The sequence below is a fragment of the Achromobacter sp. 1012554356 genome (genome assembly GCF_059760815.1).
Map to the genome: position 1 here is coordinate 48466 of NZ_JCBANC010000011.1, position 20179 is coordinate 68644.

The 20179-nt window shown below is 60.2% G+C and carries 18 protein-coding genes; 14 read left to right on the forward strand and 4 right to left on the reverse strand.

Translation table 11 applies throughout. From position 1 onward, the window contains the following. Positions 1-38 precede the first annotated feature (38 nt). From AC6LJW_RS07530 to AC6LJW_RS07570, 9 genes are all read left to right on the forward strand, one after another. Entirely contained in the window at positions 39-1223 is a 1185-nt protein-coding gene (locus AC6LJW_RS07530; protein WP_056571076.1) for an MFS transporter, read from the forward strand. A gap of 295 nt (positions 1224-1518) precedes the next feature. Then, positions 1519-2034 carry a single-stranded DNA-binding protein gene (gene ssb / locus AC6LJW_RS07535; protein WP_056571078.1) on the forward strand — a complete coding sequence of 172 codons (516 nt, stop codon included), beginning with the start codon at positions 1519-1521 and terminating at the stop codon, positions 2032-2034. Positions 2035-2240: 206 nt separating this feature from the next. After that, a complete protein-coding gene (locus AC6LJW_RS07540) occupies positions 2241-2993 on the forward strand; it encodes a glycosyltransferase family 2 protein (RefSeq protein WP_200949484.1) in 753 nt (250 codons plus the stop codon). Then, positions 2990-5467: a YfhO family protein gene (locus AC6LJW_RS07545; protein WP_498086892.1), complete on the forward strand. Its 2478-nt coding sequence runs from the start codon at positions 2990-2992 to the stop codon at positions 5465-5467. Before AC6LJW_RS07540 ends, AC6LJW_RS07545 begins: the two co-directional genes overlap by 4 nt. Further along, on the forward strand, positions 5464-6447 hold the full coding sequence (locus tag AC6LJW_RS07550) for a lysylphosphatidylglycerol synthase transmembrane domain-containing protein (RefSeq protein ID WP_162253579.1): 984 nt from the start codon (positions 5464-5466) through the stop codon (positions 6445-6447). The genes AC6LJW_RS07545 and AC6LJW_RS07550 overlap by 4 nt, the downstream gene beginning before the upstream one ends. Before the next feature lie 406 nt (positions 6448-6853). Further along, positions 6854-7762 (forward strand): Wzz/FepE/Etk N-terminal domain-containing protein, encoded by a 909-nt coding sequence (locus AC6LJW_RS07555; RefSeq protein ID WP_082579052.1) that lies wholly within the window; start codon positions 6854-6856, stop codon positions 7760-7762. Between the two features lie 45 nt (positions 7763-7807). Beyond that, on the forward strand, positions 7808-9253 hold the full coding sequence (locus AC6LJW_RS07560; RefSeq protein ID WP_082579053.1) for a flippase: 1446 nt from the start codon (positions 7808-7810) through the stop codon (positions 9251-9253). Continuing rightward, positions 9250-10572 (forward strand): O-antigen ligase family protein, encoded by a 1323-nt coding sequence (locus AC6LJW_RS07565; protein WP_498086893.1) that lies wholly within the window; start codon positions 9250-9252, stop codon positions 10570-10572. The genes AC6LJW_RS07560 and AC6LJW_RS07565 overlap by 4 nt, the downstream gene beginning before the upstream one ends. Beyond that, positions 10457-11659, forward strand: coding sequence for a glycosyltransferase family 2 protein (locus tag AC6LJW_RS07570; protein ID WP_498086894.1), 1203 nt, complete (start codon positions 10457-10459; stop codon positions 11657-11659). The genes AC6LJW_RS07565 and AC6LJW_RS07570 overlap by 116 nt, the downstream gene beginning before the upstream one ends. Positions 11660-11688: 29 nt before the next feature. Here the strand turns inward: AC6LJW_RS07570 and AC6LJW_RS07575 are convergent, their stop codons facing one another. Further along, the gene (locus AC6LJW_RS07575; protein WP_056571094.1) at positions 11689-12588 is read right to left on the reverse strand and encodes a LysR family transcriptional regulator; all 900 of its coding nucleotides are present in this window, start codon (positions 12586-12588) and stop codon (positions 11689-11691) included. A 95-nt stretch (positions 12589-12683) separates the two neighbouring features. Here AC6LJW_RS07575 and AC6LJW_RS07580 point away from each other — a divergent pair, with 95 nt between their 5' ends. From AC6LJW_RS07580 to AC6LJW_RS07600, 5 genes are all read left to right on the forward strand, one after another. After that, positions 12684-13850, forward strand: coding sequence for a mandelate racemase/muconate lactonizing enzyme family protein (locus AC6LJW_RS07580; protein ID WP_056571096.1), 1167 nt, complete (start codon positions 12684-12686; stop codon positions 13848-13850). Between the two features lie 302 nt (positions 13851-14152). Beyond that, positions 14153-14458 carry a DUF4148 domain-containing protein gene (locus tag AC6LJW_RS07585; RefSeq protein ID WP_191577544.1) on the forward strand — a complete coding sequence of 102 codons (306 nt, stop codon included), beginning with the start codon at positions 14153-14155 and terminating at the stop codon, positions 14456-14458. A 90-nt stretch (positions 14459-14548) separates the two neighbouring features. Next, a complete protein-coding gene (locus AC6LJW_RS07590; protein WP_191577544.1) occupies positions 14549-14854 on the forward strand; it encodes a DUF4148 domain-containing protein in 306 nt (101 codons plus the stop codon). Between the two features lie 93 nt (positions 14855-14947). Beyond that, entirely contained in the window at positions 14948-15253 is a 306-nt protein-coding gene (locus tag AC6LJW_RS07595) for a DUF4148 domain-containing protein (RefSeq protein WP_498086895.1), read from the forward strand. A 152-nt stretch (positions 15254-15405) separates the two neighbouring features. Beyond that, positions 15406-16002, forward strand: a complete 597-nt coding sequence (locus AC6LJW_RS07600) for a TetR/AcrR family transcriptional regulator (RefSeq protein ID WP_056571105.1) — start codon at positions 15406-15408, stop codon at positions 16000-16002. Between the two features lie 95 nt (positions 16003-16097). Here AC6LJW_RS07600 and AC6LJW_RS07605 read toward each other — a convergent pair whose 3' ends face one another. The 3 genes from AC6LJW_RS07605 to AC6LJW_RS07615 form a co-directional block, all read right to left on the reverse strand. Continuing rightward, entirely contained in the window at positions 16098-16952 is an 855-nt protein-coding gene (locus tag AC6LJW_RS07605; RefSeq protein WP_498086896.1) for a cysteine hydrolase family protein, read from the reverse strand. Positions 16953-17164: 212 nt separating this feature from the next. Beyond that, complete coding sequence (locus tag AC6LJW_RS07610; protein WP_056571109.1) at positions 17165-17782, reverse strand: TetR/AcrR family transcriptional regulator; 618 nt, start codon at positions 17780-17782, stop codon at positions 17165-17167. 128 nt (positions 17783-17910) lie between these two features. Continuing rightward, the gene (locus AC6LJW_RS07615) at positions 17911-20085 is read right to left on the reverse strand and encodes a malate synthase G (protein ID WP_056571111.1); all 2175 of its coding nucleotides are present in this window, start codon (positions 20083-20085) and stop codon (positions 17911-17913) included. Between the last annotated feature and the right edge of the window lie 94 nt (positions 20086-20179).

The following is a 20179-nucleotide window of genomic DNA, read 5'->3' on the forward strand; positions in this document are numbered from 1 at the left end:
AACATGCGCGCCGCCCTAGTCATCGTTGAACTTTCCGCATGCCGGCAGACAAAAAACTGAAATTGACCCCTTCCGAGCGCCGCGCGAGCGTGGCCCTGGCCGGCCTGTTCGCCGCGCGGATGCTGGGCCTGTTCCTGTTGCTGCCCGTCTTCGCCGTTGCCGCAAGCGGCATGCCGGGCGGCGATGATCCCGTCCGCGTGGGCCTCGCGCTGGGCATGTACGGCCTGACCCAGGCGTTCATGCAGATCCCGTTCGGTCTGGCTTCCGACCGCTGGGGGCGTCGCCCCGTGGTGCTGTTCGGGCTGCTTCTCTTTGTCGCCGGCAGCATCGTGTGTGCGCAGGCGACGGATGTTTTCTGGATCACGATCGGCCGGGCCATCCAGGGCGCCGGCGCCATTTCCGCAGCCGTCACCGCCTGGCTGGCCGACGCCACCCGCGACGAAGTGCGCACGCGCGCCATGGCGATGGTGGGCGCATCGATCGGGCTTTCCTTCGCCGTGTCTCTGGTGCTTTCGCCGGTGCTGGTGGGCTGGTGGGGGCTGTCGGGTCTGTTCTGGACCATCGCCTGCCTGGGCGTCGTCTGCCTGGCGGTCGCGCGCTGGGTGGTGCCGGTCGTGCCCCGCACGCAGGCCCGCACGATGCAGGCAGCCAAGCCACGCGAGGTCCTGACCCATCGCGACCTGCTGCGCCTGAATTTCGGCGTCTTCGTGCTGCATCTGATTCAGGTGTCGCTCTTTGTCGTGGTGCCGGCGTTGCTGGCCAAGGTCGGCGGGCTGGACGCTCGCGACCTGTGGAAGGTCTACCTGCCAGTCATCCTGGTGTCGTTCGTCCTGATGGTGCCGGTGGTGTTCGTCGCCGAAAAGCGCCGGGCGCACCGGGGCGCGCTGCGCGCGTCGGTCGCCGCCCTGGTGCTGGTGTGCGCACTGCTGCCGGCCGCCAGCCATGGCTTTTACACGCTGGCCATCGCGCTGACCGGATTCTTCGTCGCCTTCAACGTGCTGGAAGCCCTGCAGCCCTCGCTCGTGTCGCGCGTGGCGCCGCAGGCCTACAAAGGGCTGGCGCTAGGCTTCTACAACACCGCGCAGGCCGCGGGCCTTTTCGCGGGGGGCGCCCTGGGCGGCTGGCTGGCGTCGCAGTCCGGCGCCAGCGCGGTGTTCATCGCTGCAGCAATCCTGTCGGCGGTATGGCTGGCGGTCACCTGGGCGCTGCGGCCCCTGGCCTGATGGCTGCGGGCTTTCCCGCAGACTTCGGAAAGTCGTGGATCTGGCCCCGAACGGCGTCCAACAGCGCCGAAATGGTTTGTCAGCAGTGTTCGATCTGTCACTGATCCCGTTTGGCGCGGCGAGCGCTTTTCGTCGATAATACGCATCAACACAGGCTTCACCTGGGCATCGCCGGCATCGCTTTGATGACCGGCGAGTTTCATGAAGCCGGTCTTCAACATCGCTTTTTTATGTTGTTGCCGGCGCGCTCGCGGCAACGCAAGGCGCAGGCTGTCAACAACAGAGGGACATCGGCATGGCATCGGTTAACAAAGTCATACTCGTGGGCAATCTGGGTCGCGACCCGGAAGTCCGCTATAGCCCCGACGGGGCGGCAATCTGCAACATGTCGATCGCCACCACCTCGTCCTGGAAGGACAAGGCCAGCGGCGAAAAGCGCGAAGAAACCGAATGGCACCGCGTCGTCATGTACAACCGCCTGGCTGAAATCGCCGGCGAATACCTGAAGAAGGGCCGCTCGGTCTACATCGAGGGCCGCCTCAAGACCCGCAAGTGGCAAGACAAGGACACGGGCGCCGACCGCTTCAGCACCGAGGTCGTCGCTGACCAGATGCAGATGCTGGGCGGCCGCGAAGACGGCGGCGGCGGTGGCGGCGGTAACTACGGTGGCGGCGGCTACGACGACGCGCCGCGCCAGCAGCGCGCGGCTCCGGCCCAACGCCCGGCGCCCCAACAGCGCCCGGCCCCCGCAGCGGCCCCTGCCAGCAGCGGCGCCAACCTGGCGGACATGGACGACGATATTCCGTTCTAAGCGGAATCAGCACTTCAAAAAGGCGGACCTTGCGGTCCGCCTTTTTTTGTCGCGAAAAGGATGATCGATGAGGGTTTACACCATCAATTCAGACTAAGCCTATAGATCTACGTATAATTGGCGCGGCCATTTTCAATCATGAATTTTTGAATTGTCGGCGTGTCTTGGCATCAGGGGCGACCGATAACCCTTCTGTGAGAAGAATCTTGAATTCCAGCGTTGACGCCCTTGATCTGACGATCGTTATTCCTTGCCTCAATGAAGAGGAGAATATTGTAGATATTCTGAATAGCGTGAAACAGGCAGTTGCGGGTCAGAGGTTCACGAGCGAAATCGTTGTCGTCGATGATCAGAGCGATGACGCCACGTATGAGCGAGCCATCCAGTGGGCGGCGGACAACCGGGGTGTGATTCCGGTGCGCGTGGTGCGTCGTGAATTGCAGCGGCGTGGCTATGGCGCCGTGGTCCGATACGGGGCTGCCCATGGCGTAGGCCGCTACGGCATTTTCGTTTCGGCGGACGCCGTCGATCCCATCGAACTGATTCCCAAGCTCTACGACGAAATGGAGAAAGGCGCTGTGCTGGCACAGTGCTCTCGGTATTTGGAAAAAGGGGATGACTCAACCATCCCGTTCAAATACAAGTTTTTCCAGTTTTTCTTCCGGATCGGTGTACGCATTGCACTGGGCCAATACATCCCCGATTCCACATACGCCTTCAAGATGTTCCGGCGCCGTGAGTTGCTTGGTATGGGGTTGAGCCAGAATCGCTTCAGCATCAGCCCGGAGATTACCTTCAAGGCGATCCTGACAGGCGGTCAGGTCAAATATATTCCTGGCGCGCAGGGTGTGCGCGCGCGGGGCGTATCAAAATTCATATTCCGCAAGGAAGGCATTGGATTCTCATATTGCCTCCTGCGCTCCTTCTTGCATCGCTACAAGATTGCATATTGGTTTTGAGCGCAACGCAGAAACAGGTATCCGGTTTTTCAAAATCAATGTCTTCCCTTAAAAAATGGGCGGCCCGCCAGTATCTGGTGTGTGCCGCCATTGCGCTTGCGCTTGTCGTTGCTGTTTTTCCTGATGTGATCTTCGAAGGCGCCAGCCTCCGAATGACGGATCACATGGCGGCTGAATATTATGGCGGCAAGGAATTGCGACCGTTCTATCCAGTGCCAGAGCACGTCAAGTGGTGGGGAGCTTATAACGATACCGGTGGAGCGGCATTCCAGTCCGAGCCCATGATTGAATTCATGCGGCGTGTGATGAAAACTGGAGATTCGCCTTATTGGAACCCCTATGCAGCCGGGGGGGCGATGGGTCCCGAAAGCTTGGTGGATATGAAGTTTTCGGTGCCCACGATTGTGACCGCCCTGACGGGCGGCTCGAGTTTGAGCTACAACGTGAGTGCCTTGATCTACTTTGTGCTGGGCATTTATTTCTTGATCCTGACAATGACCAGGGTCTTTGAGTTATCCAAGACTGCAGCGATTGGCGCAGCGGTTTTTTTCTTATTGAACGGATACGCTGTCGCCAACCTGGGCTCCAATGTGGCGCAGAGCTATCCTTTCATTCCTATATGTCTTTATGCAGTGCTAATGCACGCAAAGACGCCGAGTGCTCTCCGATTCGTTTGGGTCTGTCTCAGCTTTGCGTTGGCGTTGAGTTGCACCTTTGCGCCCACTACCATAGTGAGCATCATCGGGGTGTATGTCGTAGCCTTGGCGTATCTCGCGCATCGCGCAGCCAGTCGTGAGATCTCCGTTAAGGCGGTCCTGTATATTTTGGCTTTGCAGGCAGTCGCTGGCGGCTTCGCGGTGTCTATTCTGGCTTTTCTGTATCTGCCGGTGCTCGAAAACCTCGAGAGTACGGCACTGTTGAAAAACTACCTGATCCGAATTTACTACCCCGTGGTATTTCCCGGTGGCTTAGCAGGTTTGTTTTCACCCTCTCTATTTTTCGAGTCTTATAACCTCCGCGAGCCTGCGTCACTAGGGCCGAAATATTTTCCGAATACTGTCTATCATTTTGGGCTGGTCGCCTTCGCAGCGGCCGCGTGTGCTGTATCTAGAAGAAATGATAGGTTCCGCGTTGTAGCCTTAGTCTGCTCCGCTGCGGTGCTCTTCTTTCTTGCCAATATATATGGCGCCCGAGTCATCCGGCCGATTGTGGCGTCGATCCCAATTATTGGAAGCATCGGAAATCAATATTGGTGGATGTCGGTCGTCATGCCCATGGTCGCGCTAGTAGGGCTGGGACTAGACAACATCCGTTCGGGAAGCACACGGATACTGCCCGCGCTGGCCGTTCTAGGAATTGCGATCGCGGGCGCGATCTTCCTGTGGCAGACCTATGGACTGCGCGAACCCAACCTGGATTTCAAGCAGAGCGCTCTTATGTGGACGGGGATCCTGCTGGTCGCTCTTGTCTCGGGTCTGGTGTGCGCCAGGTTTGTTAGGGTAGGTTGGGTGCTCAAGGCACTTGCTGCGGTGTTCGTGGTGGTAATGTTTGTCGAATTGCTGATGTCTTCGAAAATGATTCGCTACGAGCGTAGTGACTTTTTCAAGAAGCCGACCGACGTCATCGCATTCGTGAAGAAAAACGTTGGTAATTACCGCACGGCGAACTTCGGAACGAGTGCGCTATATCCAGATCTAGGCTCGGCGTTCGGAATCCAGGAAGTCAGTTCGACCAACGAAGGAAATCTTCCATATTTTCGGGACTATTTCTACGACACGTTCGACATGGAGCCTTCGCAACAATTCGGCTTCAACTACACATTGAACAGAGGACCTTTTCCGAGCCTATATAGTATTCAGGACGAGCCGGAAAAAACGAAGATCGACTGGGCTGCCCTGGATTTGCTTGGAGTCAAATACATCATCACGCCGTCTTCGTACCTGAACTATAGAAAAGCGTTTCTCGAGCACGGGCTGAGCCTGGCTTTCGAGACGCCGGGGTCATTCGTTTACGAAAACCCGACGGTCATGGCCAGGGCTTTCTTTGTCCCGCGCGCGGAGCCGGCCCAGGATGAAGCTCTGACGCTGCGTGACGATTACCGGTCATCGGCCACCCCGATAGAAATTGTGCGGTATCGGAATGCGGAGGTCGTTCTTGCGAGCAACGCGGCGGAACCGGGTCTTGTCGTGTTTACTGATAACTGGCACCCAAATTGGTCGGCTACTGTCAACGGGAAGCCCGCGCAGGTGCTGAGGGTAAATGGGTTATTCCGGGGCATTCAAGTGCCCGCCGGCGACTTCCGCGTCGAACTGAAATATCGTCCCAAAACCCTGACGCTTGCGCTGTCCTTAAGCTTCGCAAGCCTCGCCCTGCTCGTCCTGATATTTGCATGCCGCAGACGGATTGATCGCTTTGTGCGCGATTTGGGTTTACCCATCGCAGATAAAAGCCAGACTGATTGGGGCAGATCGTGAGGAATCCAAAGCGATGGATACTCAGCGCACTGAAGGTATGCTTTGGTGCGCTGCTTGTATTCGCGCTCTTCAAAGGTGACTACATCGACGCCGGAGCGTTGGTGTTGGCCTTCACCAAGCCTGCATATTTCGCCCCGGCGCTCGTGCTGATGTTCATAGGCATTCTTGCGGGGGCATTCCGGTGGTGGCTGCTGCTGCGCATAGCCGGATTTCCTGTTCAGCTGCCAACGATATTGCGCATCCAGCTGATGAGCGGATTCTTTTCTCTATATATGCCAGGTGCCGCAGGCGGCGATGTCGTGCGGGCCATGTACATTTTCAGAGGCATGAAAAAGGGGCAGGGCCGGGGCGCCGCGACGCTATCTATTGTGTCAGACCGTGCGTTTTCCCTTTTCGGATTGTTGGGTGCTGCCTGTCTACTGAGCGTCTATCTGGTGTTTTCTTCAGACAAAGGAGCGAAGGCGGCCTCCTACATTGAAGGCATCGAATGGATTTTTGTGGCGTCGTGCGTGGCTGGCGTCGCCATGCTTATCGCATTTGCGCTGGCCAGATTCTTTAATTTGGGAAGGTTCTTGCCTGACAGGCTGCTCGAGTACGCACGAATTTTCCGGCAGAACGCCAGCGTATATAAGGCAAAGTGGCTTCAGCTTCTGTTCTGCGCCGTCATATCGGTTGCCGCCAGCGCGCTGGTCGCCCTGAGTATTGTCCTCATTGCGATGATTTTCCCGTTTGCGCCGGATCCGTTGGTGGCGGCAGTAGCGGGCGTATTTGGCAATCTGTTTTCCGCCATTCCGATTTCACCCGGGGGGCTGGGCGTGGGCGAGGTCGCCTTTGCCAAGGTGGTTGAAGAGTTATCGGGCACGGTCGGCCCGTTTGCCACCATTTATCTGACATTTCGGCTTGGAATGTTCCTCGTGAATATCCCCGGCGGCTTGCTCGCCTTATTGACTCCGCATAGAGATTTGCTCCCAGTTGAATGACAGCCTCACACGGGCCGGGATTTATATGGCGCTAGGTGCCACCCCGCATTCCAATCAAACGAAAACGCCGCATTGCGGCGTTTTTTTTTGCATGCAGTCTGGCGAAACCGCTAAGTACATTCTCGAACTCGCCTGTCGACCGCTTCCAGGCACACTGTACAAATTGTGACTCGCGGTCGTATATCCGCTCAAATATCGCAAAGCTTAGTCGGTATTGGTAACACTATTCCCTTTAAAATCAGACAGCGGCGATTGTTTTAAACGTCTGAGGGTTTTCCATGGCCCTGATCCGTAAGGGCGGCTTGCCCGCGGCTTAACTCTCTGATAGCCTTTTCGATGGTCAACCGAATGTTCTTAAAAATGGTCCGTAACTGGCCTGGGACGCTGCGGGAAAGGAACATCGAAAGTGGGCGAGAATTTATTAATAAACGCCGCAGCACGCGATTACGGCGCCGCCACGGAGATAATGCCGATTGGCAGCTTTCGCTCTGATAATTTCTGGAGGCGGCTATTTTGCAACTGGAAAACATTGGCGGTTGCAGCGGTAATTGGCGCCGCTTGCGGAGTCGTGGCTTATTTTGTCGTGCCAAAAAAATGGCAGGCCACCGTTCTCGTCCGCGTCGGTGATGCGGCGCCGGGCCATGAGTTTGAGCGCGAACTGCTGGAACAACTGTCGCTGACCGCGGCCTGGATCAGCAGCAAGGAATTTATCGACCCAATGTTGTCTTCGATGGGCTCTGCAGCGGCCGCGCGCGCCAACGGTGAGTCTTCGGATGCCAAGCTCTTCAAGGAGACGCTGACAGCGAAGGCAATACCAGGCAGCCAGTTGCTCAGAGTGGATTATCTGGGCTATTCGCACCAGCAGTTGCAAGCGTATGTCGATGCAATAGGAAATCAAGTGCGTGCCGCCCATGACCAAGTCATGGACGCGCGCCTGGAGGCGCTGAAAGGCCTACGGAATAAATATGATGGCGAGCTGGCGGCTGAGGAGCGAAGATATCAAGATCTACGCCGCAAGTACGAGGACATTTCCCGGCAGCCCGCTGATGCACAGCTATTTATTGCTCCCCAAGCCAGAGCGGAGATTTATGAGAGCGAGGCGCGGATGAACATGTTGACCCGAGCGGCAAACGAGTTGGATCAGCGTATTACGGCAGGACGCCAAACCGCGGTCGTCACCCAGGCTGAAATCTACGTGGAACCGGTATACCCAAAATTGGGAAAGTTCCTGCCTCCCGCAATACTGCTTGGAATTCTTTGCGGCTTCATCTTTTCGGTTTTTCGGGGCACAACGCGTTTTGTTCTTCTCAAGTAGAAATTCGGGCCCCCGGGGTAGTACCCAGGCGACCACGAGAACTCCGTGAAATTAATCAGACATTCCGTTTACAACCTACTCGGCCTAGGGCTTCCGCTACTTACCGCAGTATTCAGCATTCCGGTGCTCATCAGGGAACTGGGCGACGCCCGGTTCGGCCTGTTGACGCTGATCTGGGCAATCGTCAGCTACTTGAGCCTGTTCGACCTCGGACTGGGACGCGCCCTGACGCAGCATCTGGCGGTGATGCTCGAAGGCAAGGAGCGGCGGCGGGTGGGCGCACTGGTGGCGACCGCGATCGTCGTGATCGCGCTGTTCAGTGTTGTGGCGGGCGCGCTGATGGCGGCAGTTGGACCGTGGGGGTTGGGATTCATCGCCGCCGTTCCGGATAAAACCGAAGCAATCAACGCCATCTGGATCATGGCGCTTGCCATGCCGGCTGTCGTGCTGACTGCCGGCTTTCGGGGAATTCTGGAAGCGAGACACGCATTTGCCGTTATCAATCTGATCCGGCTGCCGATGGGCCTATTGACCTTTCTGGGCCCCTTGGCGGTCGTGCTTTACGGTCCGCCGCGGCTGGACGTGATTACGCTGGTTCTCGCTGGCGGACGAGTGGTGACCTGCGCATTGCACGCCTGGTACGCAAAACGCTACCTGCCGGACGATGTGGGGTCATTCAAGTTCGACAAGACGCTGATCCGGCCGCTTTGCAGTTCTGGAGGCTGGATGACGGTCAGCAATGTGGTGAGCCCGATCATGAGCTACGCCGACAGATTTATCGTCGGCGCAGTCATATCGTCGGCGGCCGTGGCCTATTACGTTACCCCCCAGGAGCTGATTACCAAATTGTCGATTCTGCCGGGCGCGCTGACTGCTGTGTTGTTTCCGGCGCTGGCGGCGCAGATTGCCCGGCAAGACGAAGCGGTGATGCCCCTGATCACCAAGGCAGCAGGTTGGATTTTCCTGACCTTGTTGCCGATCACCGCGGCCATCGCCATTTTTGCCAAGGAACTGCTGACGTTGTGGGTGGGGGAGCCGTTCGCCCTGCAAAGCTATGTCTTGCTGCAAATATTCTCGGCAGGCATGTTCATTACTTGCATCGCCCAGATCCCCTTTACGGTGATTCAAGGGGCGGGCAGATCGCACCTGACGGCGATGATTCATCTGATCGAGGTGCCCTTATTCCTTGCGGCGTTGTTCTTCCTTGCGCGGAATTACGGTTTGACCGGCGCCGCCGTTGCCTGGTTTTTCCGTGTGGCAATTGATGCTGTTCTGATGTTCTGGGGCGCGAAGGTCGTGCTGAACCGCTCGATGTTCGGCGGAGCCCGCCTCAAGCTCATGGGGGTTACAGCACTTGCGGTGCTGGGATTTGTCGGGGCGATCGTGCCCAGCCCGTCCGTCCGGGCGGCGTGGCTGTTAGCGGTCATGGCGTTGGTGCTATTGATTGCCCTGCGCGGTGGCGCGTGTGTTGGCGATAGGGGCCGGGCATGAGACCGCATGTCGCCCTGCCGTCTCGCGTCGATATGCGGATTGCATTGGGCTTGATCCTGCTTCCGTTTTTTCTTGTGTTTATCGGCGATGTGCAGGTGCCCATCGGCGCAAGCACGATGACCGTTCCGACGGGGCTATTTATTATTCTTCCCCTGTTGGGTGCGTCGATAATGCTGCCCCGCATTACGGTTCCCACCTCGGCGTTATTGCTGTCGGGAATGATATTTTTTGGCGCAGTGGGGGTGGCGATGACCCCCGAGGGCGAATATATGCGCGCAGCCGCCGGCGTTTTGCCGGTGGTTTATGCAATATGCACGTTGATTTTCTACGCGCAGGTTTATCAGTTCATCAAGCAGGAATGGATTGTACGCATGATGCTGGCGGGAGGCGCGGTGCTGGCAATCGGCGTCGTACTGCTGTTTTTTGTTGCGGTATTCAGTCCGGGTGATTATTACGCGCGCAAGCTGTTTGTCGCGACACCGCTTGGCAGATCGAATTATCTTGCTGCGTTTCTCATATTTCTGTTTGCACTCGCGTCGGCAAGAATGCGTGTGATGCGATGGCTATTTGCGATTGCCATTTTTTGCACGATGTCTCGAGGCGGCGTGATCATATTCGCGTTGTTCCTCTTGGCGCTGCAGATGGATAGGAAGCGGTTGCTATGGCTGGTGTGGGTCGTGCCATTGGTCGCGTTCGTTTCGGCGATTCTAATCTTTTCGATTGATATTCAGAATCAGCTTCGTGAATATGATGGACTTTTTGCCAGCGAACTGAGTTCCGTGGTGAATCGCCTGCTGCTGTGGTCGTTCAGCTTTGACCTATGGCTTCAGCACCCGTGGTTTGGCATTGGCCCCAATACATTCAGAACGTTCATCGAGCTCAACCATGGTATCGAGGACGTTTGGGGGACGCATAACTCGATTCTCCAACTGTTGCTGAATTACGGGCTATTTGGGGCCATATTGTATGGATGGTACTTGCGGGTAATCTATAGGCACTTGCTCCGAGCAGAGCAGACGACGCCGTGGTTTCGCTATTTGCGTGTGGTTTTTGTTGTGTTGCTGGTGTTTTCCCTGTTCGAGCCCCTCGTGGGTTCGGCGGCATTCGAAGTGTTGCTTGCATTGATGTTGGTTTTGGCACTGACACACGCCCTCCCCGCCGGCTCGGGAAGACTGATAATAATTGCGATAAGTTGCTCAGAAAATGGAAATATTGCTCTCCGTTGTGATTCCCACGCACAATCGCTCGAAGTATGCGATTCATGCGGTTCGTTCCATTCTGGCCATCGGGGATCGCAGCCTGGAACTGGTTGTCAGTGACACCAGCACGGACGGGCTGCTGGAGGAGCTTGTTCGGCAAGGGGACAATCCGCCGTGCGATGACCCCCGGTTCAAGTATCTGCGGCCCACCCAAAAGCTGGATATGACCGGCAATCACAACCATGTGATCGGTGCCGCGACGGGTGAGTTCGTGTGCCTGATTGGCGACGACGACACGATTACGGAAGACGCGCTGCTGGCGGCGCGATGGGCGAAAGACAATCAGATCGACGTTATCGCGCCGAAAGTCATGTCGAATTATGTGTGGCCCGATTTCAGATCCAAGATTTTTGGCGCGGGGCACGCCGGCAGGTTGTATCTGCCGAGCCGAATTGGGGCGATGATGGTGCGCGAATCCGCCGACAGCCTCGCCGAAGCCCTGTCGAACGCCGCCCAGGGAACGGATGGGTTGCCGAAGATCTACCACGGGATCGTCCGCCGCAGCCTGCTCGAAAAGATCAAAGCGCTTTCGGGCGGTTTTTTCCATGGGTCCAGTCCCGATGTGTCTGGGGCGATAGGGCTGGCGCTGTGTGGGGGCCGATTCGTGGAGATCGATTATCCGCTCACCATTCCCGGCGCGTCGGGCGGCAGCAATACCGGCCGTAGCGCCATGAACACGCACAAGGGCAAGCTGGGACACGAAGCGCAAACGCAGGCGTTCGTCAGCGCCGGCTGGACCGAAGGCGTGCCCCGCTTTTTCTCGGTCGAAACCGTCTGGGCGCACGCGGCGCTCGAGACCATTGCAAAGATCTCCGCCGCCGATGTACCGCGGTTCAATTTTGCGCGGCTGTTTGCCGTGTGCCAGACGCTGCACGGCGAGTACGCAAGCGAAATCGAGCAGGCCGTCCCGCTGGCTGCGGGCATCGTCGGCATGACCCAAGCCGAGTTTCTGAAGAAAGTGGCGTTCGAGAAGAAGCGATATCGTCGGCAGCGGCTTGTTCGGCTTTTGCGCCGGGCGATGCGGCCCACGGTTGCCGGCGGCAGGGAGTACACAGGGGAAATCGATACGGTTGCCCAGACGCCGGCGCTGCTCAAGGCCCACATGGCGGATCGGCACTGGAGCTGGGACAAGGCCGTCAAGCGCTGACCGGCCGCACGCTGCGGCAACCGGCACGCTCAGGCGGCCGGCACAAAAGCCTCGACCAGAAAGTCGATAAACGCGCGCGTGCGGGCCGTCTGGTTGCGGCGCTGCGGGTAATAGACGAACAGGTCCGCCGAAGGCAGCGTGAAGTCGGGCAGCACGACCCGCAGCCTGCCGCTTTCCAGATACTTGGCCAGGTCCCATTCCGACCGGATGAGGATGCCGTGGCCGTCCAGGGCCCAGCCCAGGACGATGTCGCCATCGTTGCTGGAAAGCCCGCCTTCCACTTTCACCACCTCGACGCGGCCCTTGTGCGTAAACCGCCAGACGCCGTGTGCCTCGTCGTTTTGCCGGTGAAGAATGCACTGGTGATGCGAGAGGTCGGCCAGTGTTGCTGGCGTGCCGTGCGCTGTCAGGTAGCGGGGCGAGGCACACAAAAAGCGCCGGTTGGTCATGATGCGCCGAGCGGCGAGGCGCTTGTCCGGCAATTCGCCGAAGCGGATAGCCAGATCGAAACCGCCCTCCACCAGGTCGATGGGCCGGTCCGTCACCTCCAGTTCGACCCGAACGTGCGGATAGCGCTTTGCGAATTCCGAGACCAGCGGCGCGATGGTCGTGCGGCCGAATCCGAGCGTGGCATTGACGCGGATAAGGCCACGGGGTTGGGCGCTGCTGCTGGACACCACATCTTCCATCTCGCGCAGGTCGGCCAGGATACGTGTGGCGTACGCCAGGTAGGTTTCGCCTTCGTTGGTCAGGCTGATACTGCGCGTGGTGCGGTTGACCAGCCGTACGCCAAGGCGCTTTTCCATCAGGGCCAGCCGCTTGGTGGCCGCCGGTGGCGTCAGATCCAGCTGCCGCGCCGCGGCCGACAGGCTGCCCAGCCGGGCGATCAGCACAAAGAATTGCAGCTCGGAGGCAAGGTCGGCTTTCACTGAAAGTAAATAATCAAATGAACTTGGGTGAATTCTAGGGCAGGGATGCGCCACTAATCTATCGATTCCAGACGCGCCCCAACCGGAGACAAGCCATGAGAATCGTCGACATCCGCGAGCAGACCCTGCCCATCAGCTCACCCATCCGTAACGCCTACATCGACTTCAGCAAGATGACCTTGAGCCTGGTCGCCGTGATCACAGACGTGATCCGTGACGGCAAGCCGGTGGTCGGGTACGGCTTCAATTCGAATGGCCGTTATGGACAGGGCAAGCTCATGCGCGAGCGCTTTATCCCGCGCGTGCTGGAAGCGGACCCGGAAACACTGGTGGACGCCACGGGGCGCAACCTGGATCCGCACAAGGTCTGGGATGCGATGTTCAAGAACGAAAAGCCCGGCGGTCACGGCGAGCGATCCGTTGCGATCGGCACGATCGACATGGCCGTGTGGGATGCGGTTGCGAAGATCGAAGGCAAGCCGCTTTTTCAGTTGCTGGCCGAACGTTATGGCAATGGCCAGCCGGATCGGCGGGTGTTCGTGTATGCGGCCGGTGGCTACTACCATCCGGGGCAGGACCACGCCAAGCTCAAGGACGAAATGCGCAGCTATCTCGACCGCGGCTATACGGTCGTGAAGAAGAAGATCGGCGGCGCGTCGCTGGACGAGGACCTGCGCCGTATCGACTCGGTGCTGAGCGTGCTGCAGGATGGCCAGAAGCTGGCTGTCGACGCGAACGGCAGGTTCGACCTGGACACCGCAATCGCCTACGCCAAGGCGCTTTCCCAGTACGACCTCTTCTGGTACGAGGAGGCGGGCGATCCGCTGGACTTCGAGCTGCAGGCGACGCTGCGCAACTACTACGACAAGCCCATGGCGACGGGCGAAAACCTCTTTTCGATGCAGGATGCGCGCAACCTCATCCGCCATGGCGGCATGCGCGCGGATCGCGACTACCTGCAATTCGACTGCGCGCTCAGCTACGGGCTGGTGGAGTATCTGCGCACGCTGGCGATGCTGCGTCAGCACGGCTGGTCCGCGAGCCGTTGCGTGCCGCATGGCGGGCACCAGATGTCGCTGAACATCGCGGCGGGTCTGGGGTTGGGCGGCAATGAAAGTTATCCGGATCTATTCCAGCCCTTCGGTGGCTTTCCGGACGGCGTGAAGGTGGAGGGCGGCTATGTGACGATGCCGGACTTGCCGGGCATCGGCTTCGAGGGCAAGTCTGATCTGTATGCGGTGATGCGCGCGCTATCGGCCTGATCGCGGGCGGCGGGCGGTCCTGATGGCCTTGCCAGGGGGACCGCTGGCCGCGGCATGCGGTTACGTGCAAGCCGAAAAGCACGTTGTCTTTGCGAATCGAGACATAAATTGTTTCACTTTTCCCGCTTGCGTTGTCTATCTAGTAGTAGGTAAGATTCGTCCATCGACGCAGCGCAACCAACCAAACCGCCCGGCGCCGAAATCAGAAATACAGTAGGACCGCTTTTTTATTTCCTTCGATGTCTACCTACAAGTAGATAGCTAACTGAAACGCATACTGCACCAAAAACTGGAGATTGACCATGAAGACCCTCGTATCCGCCCTGATTCTTTCCGCTTCCTTCATCGGCGCTGCCCAAGCTGGCGAACTGGACTATCCGCCCGAACTGAACACCCAAAGCACGGTGACCCGCGCCCAAGTGCAGCAAGAACTCGCCGCCGCCCGCGCCAATGGCGAACTAGTGTTCGGTGAAGAAGGCTACGCCGCCGCCCCGATCGCTTTCACCAGCGACAAGACCCGCGCTCAGGTCAAGCAAGAACTGGCCGCCGCCCGCGCTCAAGGCCTGACCGACGGTGGTGAACTGGACTACCCGCCCGTTCAAGGCTGATTTTTTTCGAACTGACATCTATCTATAGATAGATAGCTTCAACCCAACAACGACGCAGCAACTGCAAACCAAACTGACTGGAGATTTCTCATGAAGACCCTCGTTTCCGCCCTGATCCTTTCCGCTTCCTTCATCGGTGCTGCCCAAGCTGGCGAACTGGACTATCCGCCCGAGCTGAACACCCAAAGCACGGTGACCCGCGCTCAAGTGCAGCAAGAATTGGCCGCCGCTCGTGCCAACGGTGAACTGGTGTTCGGCGAAGAAGGCTACGCCGCCGCCCCGATTGCGTTCACCAGCGACAAGACCCGCGCCCAAGTGAAGCAGGAACTGGCTGCTGCCCGCGCTCAAGGTCTGACTGACGGTGGCGAACTGGACTACCCGCCCGTTCAAGGCTGATTCTTTCGACCTGAAATCTATCTATAGATAGATAGCTTCTACCCAACATCGACGCAGAATTGCAGTGCAAACCAAACTGACTGGAGATTTCTCATGAAGACGCTCGTATCCGCCCTGATCCTTTCCGCCTCCTTTATCGGCGCCGCTCAGGCTGGCGAACTGGACTATCCGCCCGCCCTGGAAACCCAAAGCACGGTGACCCGCGCTCAAGTGCAGCAAGAACTCGCCGCCGCCCGCGCCAATGGCGAACTGGTGTCCGGTGAAGAAGGCTACGCCGCCACTGCATTTGCCCACGCCGGCGACAAGACCCGCGCTCAGGTCAAGCAAGAACTGGCCGCTGCCCGCGCCCAAGGCCTGACCGACAGCGGTGAACTTGCCTACCCGCCCGTGCAAGGCTGAAGCAGATGGCAATCAAAGCGGACCCCGGGAACGGGATCTTGTCCCGGCCGGGGTCCGCTGGCACTGTCGGCGGCTTTGAGCGGCCTTCTCGGTGATGCCGATAAGGGACCGTCCCAATGACGAACCGACCTATTAGTAGGTAATATGCGGCCATGGATACCCCGACTTCCAACACCACTCGCGAACTGCTTCTGGCCCACGCCGAGAAGCTGATCCGCATGCGCGGATGCAACGGCTTCAGCTACCGCGACCTGGCTGAACATGTGGGCGTCAAGACGTCCAGCATCCATTACTACTTTCCGGGCAAGGACGACCTCTTGTATGAGGCCGTCGAGGCCTACAGCACGCGCGCACTGGGCGCGGTGCGCGGTATCGACACCACGCAACCGGCGCAGGCGCAGCTCGAAAAATATCTTTCCATGATGGAATCCGCCGCCTGCGGCTCCGGTGAACTCTGTCTGGGCGGCATGTTGGCCGCCGACGTGATGAGCCTGTCCGAACGGGTCCGCGGCGCGCTGCAGGGATTCTTCCGCGCCCACGAAGCGTGGCTGGCCCGTGTGCTGGCCGAAGGCGCGGCGCAGGGCACGCTGAAGTTTTCCGGCACGCCCGAAGCGGCGGGACGGGCGGTGTTCGCGACGATCCAGGGCTGTCTGCTGGTGTCGCGCCTGTTCCAGCAGCCGCCCGCGTTGTGCGAGGCGATCAGCGCACTTTACGTTGAATGCGACGGGAAGACGGGCCACGGCGCCTGAACGCCACGCGCTGACAGCACCGTTTCACGTTTCACGGCCGCCTTGCTGATGCAGGCGGCCGTTGTGTTTGGGCGCATCGACGGCGTGACGCCGCTTCACGCCAACGCGCGCGCCATGTCGATGCTGGTGCGCTCCTGCACGCCAAGATCCCGCATGCGTTGCAGGAAGCTCCACTGCGCGTGTGCAAAGCCCGCGACGGGACTCATGCAGTCCGTCAGCAGCACGAGGCGCGACAGGTTGCCGCCGGGCAGGTGCTCGGCCAGGTGTTCGACGGTGGCCTTGACGCAGTGGCTGCCCGCCTCGCCTGCGATGAGAATCAGATCCGCGCGGTCCAACGAATCCAGCAAGCCGCGGTTGAGCTGGCTGCGCGGATCGTCGGCGTCGGGCACCTCGGCCATCAGCGCGCTGTAGTGTTCAGTCCACGGATTGGCGCCCTTGGGCACCTTGCGCACGATGAACTGGCGATCTTCTTCCCAGCGTCCGTACGCGGCGCGCACGTCGGGATGCACGTTGTGCCCCCACGTGCCGATTTCGCAATGCACTGGCCATGCCATCAGCGTGTAGCGGCCGCGCGCTTCGAGTTCATCCAGGTAGTTGAGCGTGCGTGGCAGGTCGTCGTCATGCCGCGGCACGAATTCGCCGGCGCGCAATTGCGCTGCCGTGATCGGCGTGAATGGCGCAACCGGATCGCCATTGCCCGCGCGCCAGAACGTGGGATGCGCGATGTCCAGACGGTGGTGCGAGTCCAGCGTGACCGTGATCGACGAGAGCGCGGGGGCCGTGGCGTCGATGAAGCGCGCCAGCCGCTGCATGTCAGCATGGGCGCCTGCGATGGGCAGCGCGGGCGCAACCGCCAGTCCGGTCAGCGGGTCAATGGGCCGGTACGACTCGGGCAGGTCGCAGAAATCGTTTTGCGGGTCGACGATCAGCAGGTGAGTGGAACGCGGCATGATGGGGGGGGCGGGTGAAGTCAGAACAGCACGAGATCCTCGGCGCGGTCGGGCAACTGGCGTAGCAGCGATCGCCACTGGCGCCATAGGACGGACGATACGCCTAACGCGCCAATCGGAATAAGAATCCACATGACCTGCTCCTGTCAATATTCGCACGGTCGTGCGAAATGTAGTGAAAGCGAAGCCGGCGCAACGCCGGCTCGGGGGGACTACTCGATGTACTTGAAGCTGCGATACGTGGAGATCAGCCGCTCGTAGCCGGCCTTGACGCGTTCGTGCGCCTTGGGGTCGCGCAGGAAACGGGCGTCGTGCATCAAGCCGATCATCAGGCTGTAGACCTCGAACACGAGTTGCTGCGGGTCCGTGTCAGGGCGCAGATGGCCGGCCTCGAGCGCCTGGTTAACCGTACGCACCATCGCGGCCCGCCAGCGCTTCAGGTTGTGTTCCAGCACGGAGCGCAGCGGCGAGTCGACATCGTCGTACTCGAACGCGCCCGCTACGTAGATGCAGCCGGTGAGCATTTCGACATTGCTGGCGCGGTCGATCCACAGCGACACCAGGGCGTTCAGGCGCGGCAAGCCGCGCGGGTAGGCCATGGCCGGCGTGAACACCGCTTCAACGAAGCGCCGATCGTACTCGTCCAGCACCGCCTGCTGCAGGGCTTCGAGCGAGCCGACGCGCGAGAAGACGCCGCTCTTGCTGATGCCGAGCCGTTTGGCGACCTGGCCCAGCGAGAGGCTTTCCATGCCTTGCGCGGCGGCCATGTCGAGGGCCGCGTTCACGATGGCCGCGAAGGTGAGTTCGCTTTTCTCGGTTTTTGCAGTCATGGCGAGAATTTAGCACGATCGTGCGAAAAATAAGGGATTTTTAATCGGGGCGGGATGGGCGGCAAACGCAAACCCGAAAAAAAGCCGGACGGCATTGCCGTCCGGCTTTGGTCAGACGTGGCGCTGGATCAGGCGCGCGCGGCCTTGTACTCCAGGCGGTACTTGTGCAGCAGCGGCTCGGTGTAGCCGTTGGGCTGGGTCAGGCCCTCGAACACCAGCGCGCACGCGGCCTTGAAGGCCAGCGACGTGTCGAAGTGGCCGGTCATCGGCTGGTAGAGCGGGTCGCCCGCGTTCTGCCCGTCGACGACCGTGGCCATGCGCTTGAAGGTCTCCGTGACCTGATCGCGGTTCGTGATGCCGTGGCGCAGCCAGTTGGCAATGTGCTGGCTGGAGATGCGCAGCGTCGCGCGGTCTTCCATCAGGCCCACGTTGTGGATGTCGGGAACCTTCGAGCAGCCCACGCCCTGATCGATCCAGCGCACCACATAGCCCAGGATGCCTTGCACGTTGTTGTCCAGTTCCTGCTGGATGTCGGCGGCGGACCACTTGCTCGGATCGCCAACCGGCACCGTGAGCAGGCCATTGAGCAGTTCGTCGCGCACGCTGTCCAGCTTGGTGCGTTCGAGTTCCTGCTGGACCGCCTGCACGTCGACCTGGTGGTAATGCAGCGCATGCAGCGTGGCGGCCGTGGGCGAGGGCACCCAGGCGGTATTGGCGCCCGCCTTGGGATGCGCGATCTTCTGTTCGAGCATGGCGGCCATGAGGTCGGGCATGGCCCACATGCCCTTGCCGATCTGGGCGCGGCCGCGCAGGCCGGCGTCCAGGCCAACCAGCACGTTGTTGCGTTCGTACGCGGTGATCCACGCGCTGGACTTCATGTCGCCCTTGCGCAGCATGGGGCCGGCTTCCATGCCGGAATGCATTTCGTCGCCCGTGCGGTCCAGAAAGCCGGTGTTGATGAAGGCCACGCGCGAGGCGGCGGCTTCGATGCAGGCCTTGAGGTTGACGCTGGTGCGGCGCTCCTCGTCCATGATGCCCATTTTCAGGGTGTGGCGCGGCACGCGGATCAGGTCTTCGACGCGGTCGAAGAGTTCGCTGGCGAATGCGGCTTCGGCGGGGCCGTGCATCTTGGGCTTCACGATGTAGACGGAGCCCGTGCGCGAGTTGAGCTTGAGCTTGCGGTCCTGTACCGCGGCCAGGCTGGTGACGACGGCATCGAGGATGCCTTCGGGGATTTCCTGGCCGTCGCGGTCCAGCACGGCCGGGTTGGTCATCAGGTGCCCCACGTTGCGCACGAACATGAGCGAACGGCCATGCAGCGTGAGAGCCGAGCCGTCCGGCCGCGAGTAGTTGCGGTCGGCGTTGAGCTTGCGGGTGAAGGTCTTGCCGCCCTTGGTGACGTCCTCGGTCAGGTCGCCCTTCATCAGGCCAAGCCAGTTGCGGTAGATCTGGACCTTGTCGTCGCCGTCGACGGCCGCGACCGAGTCTTCGCAGTCCATGATGGTGGTGAGCGCGGCCTCGACCACCACATCCTTCACGCCGGCCGCATCGGTGCCGCCGATGGTGCTGGCGCGGTCGATCTGGATCTCGAAATGCAGCCCGTTGTTCTTGAGCAGGATGGCCGTGGGGGCGGACGCGTCGCCTTGGTAGCCGACGAATTGCGCGACGGACTTCAAGCCGGTGGCGCCCGACGCAAGCGCCACGCGAAGCTGGCCGCCTTCGACCGTGTAGCCCTTGGCGTCGGCGTGCGAGCCCTGTGCGAGGGGCGCCGCAGTGTCCAGGAAGCTGCGCGCGCGGGCGATGACGGCGGCGCCGCGTTCGGGGTTGTAGCCCTTGCCCGTGTCGCCGGGCGTGGCCGGGATGGCGTCGGTGCCGTACAGGGCGTCGTACAGGCTGCCCCAGCGCGCGTTGGCGGCGTTCAGCGCATAGCGAGGATTGGACATCGGCACGACGAGTTGCGGGCCGGCCTGCTGCGAGATCTCGGTGTCCACGTTGTCGGTGGTGGCACGCACGGTGGCGGGTTGCGGCAGCAGGTAGCCGATGCCTTCGAGGAACTTGCGGTACGCGGCGGGCTCCGTGATGGGGCCGGGATGGTCGCGATGCCAGGCATCCAGTTCGGCCTGCAGGCGGTCGCGTTCGGCCAGCAAGGCGCGGTTCTTCGGCGCCAGATCGTGCACCAGAGCGGCGAAGCCTTGCCAGAAGCCGTCGGCATCCAGGCCGGAGCCGGGCAGGGCTTCCTGTTCGATGAATTGGCTGAGATTGGCCGCCACTTGCAGGCCGTGGTGCTGGATGCGTTGAGTCATGCGGGTCTCTGACGATGAGTAAGGCTGACCGGCGCGCCGCGCCGGGTGAGGGGTGCTGACATCATCGTCCGCGACCGCGCCGATGTCCATACGG

Excerpts from the sequence above, each read along its gene's own strand:
- AC6LJW_RS07530 (WP_056571076.1), top strand. The coding sequence starts at position 39 with ATGCCGGCAGACAAAAAACTGAAATTGACCCCTTCCGAGCGCCGCGCG.
- ssb (WP_056571078.1), top strand. The coding sequence starts at position 1,519 with ATGGCATCGGTTAACAAAGTCATACTCGTGGGCAATCTGGGTCGCGAC.
- AC6LJW_RS07565 (WP_498086893.1), top strand. The coding sequence starts at position 9,250 with ATGAGACCGCATGTCGCCCTGCCGTCTCGCGTCGATATGCGGATTGCA.
- AC6LJW_RS07570 (WP_498086894.1), top strand. The coding sequence starts at position 10,457 with ATGGAAATATTGCTCTCCGTTGTGATTCCCACGCACAATCGCTCGAAG.
- AC6LJW_RS07580 (WP_056571096.1), top strand. The coding sequence starts at position 12,684 with ATGAGAATCGTCGACATCCGCGAGCAGACCCTGCCCATCAGCTCACCC.
- AC6LJW_RS07585 (WP_191577544.1), top strand. The coding sequence starts at position 14,153 with ATGAAGACCCTCGTATCCGCCCTGATTCTTTCCGCTTCCTTCATCGGC.
- AC6LJW_RS07590 (WP_191577544.1), top strand. The coding sequence starts at position 14,549 with ATGAAGACCCTCGTTTCCGCCCTGATCCTTTCCGCTTCCTTCATCGGT.
- AC6LJW_RS07595 (WP_498086895.1), top strand. The coding sequence starts at position 14,948 with ATGAAGACGCTCGTATCCGCCCTGATCCTTTCCGCCTCCTTTATCGGC.
- AC6LJW_RS07600 (WP_056571105.1), top strand. The coding sequence starts at position 15,406 with ATGGATACCCCGACTTCCAACACCACTCGCGAACTGCTTCTGGCCCAC.
- AC6LJW_RS07605 (WP_498086896.1), bottom strand. The coding sequence starts at position 16,952 with ATGCCGCGTTCCACTCACCTGCTGATCGTCGACCCGCAAAACGATTTC.
- AC6LJW_RS07610 (WP_056571109.1), bottom strand. The coding sequence starts at position 17,782 with ATGACTGCAAAAACCGAGAAAAGCGAACTCACCTTCGCGGCCATCGTG.
- AC6LJW_RS07615 (WP_056571111.1), bottom strand. The coding sequence starts at position 20,085 with ATGACTCAACGCATCCAGCACCACGGCCTGCAAGTGGCGGCCAATCTC.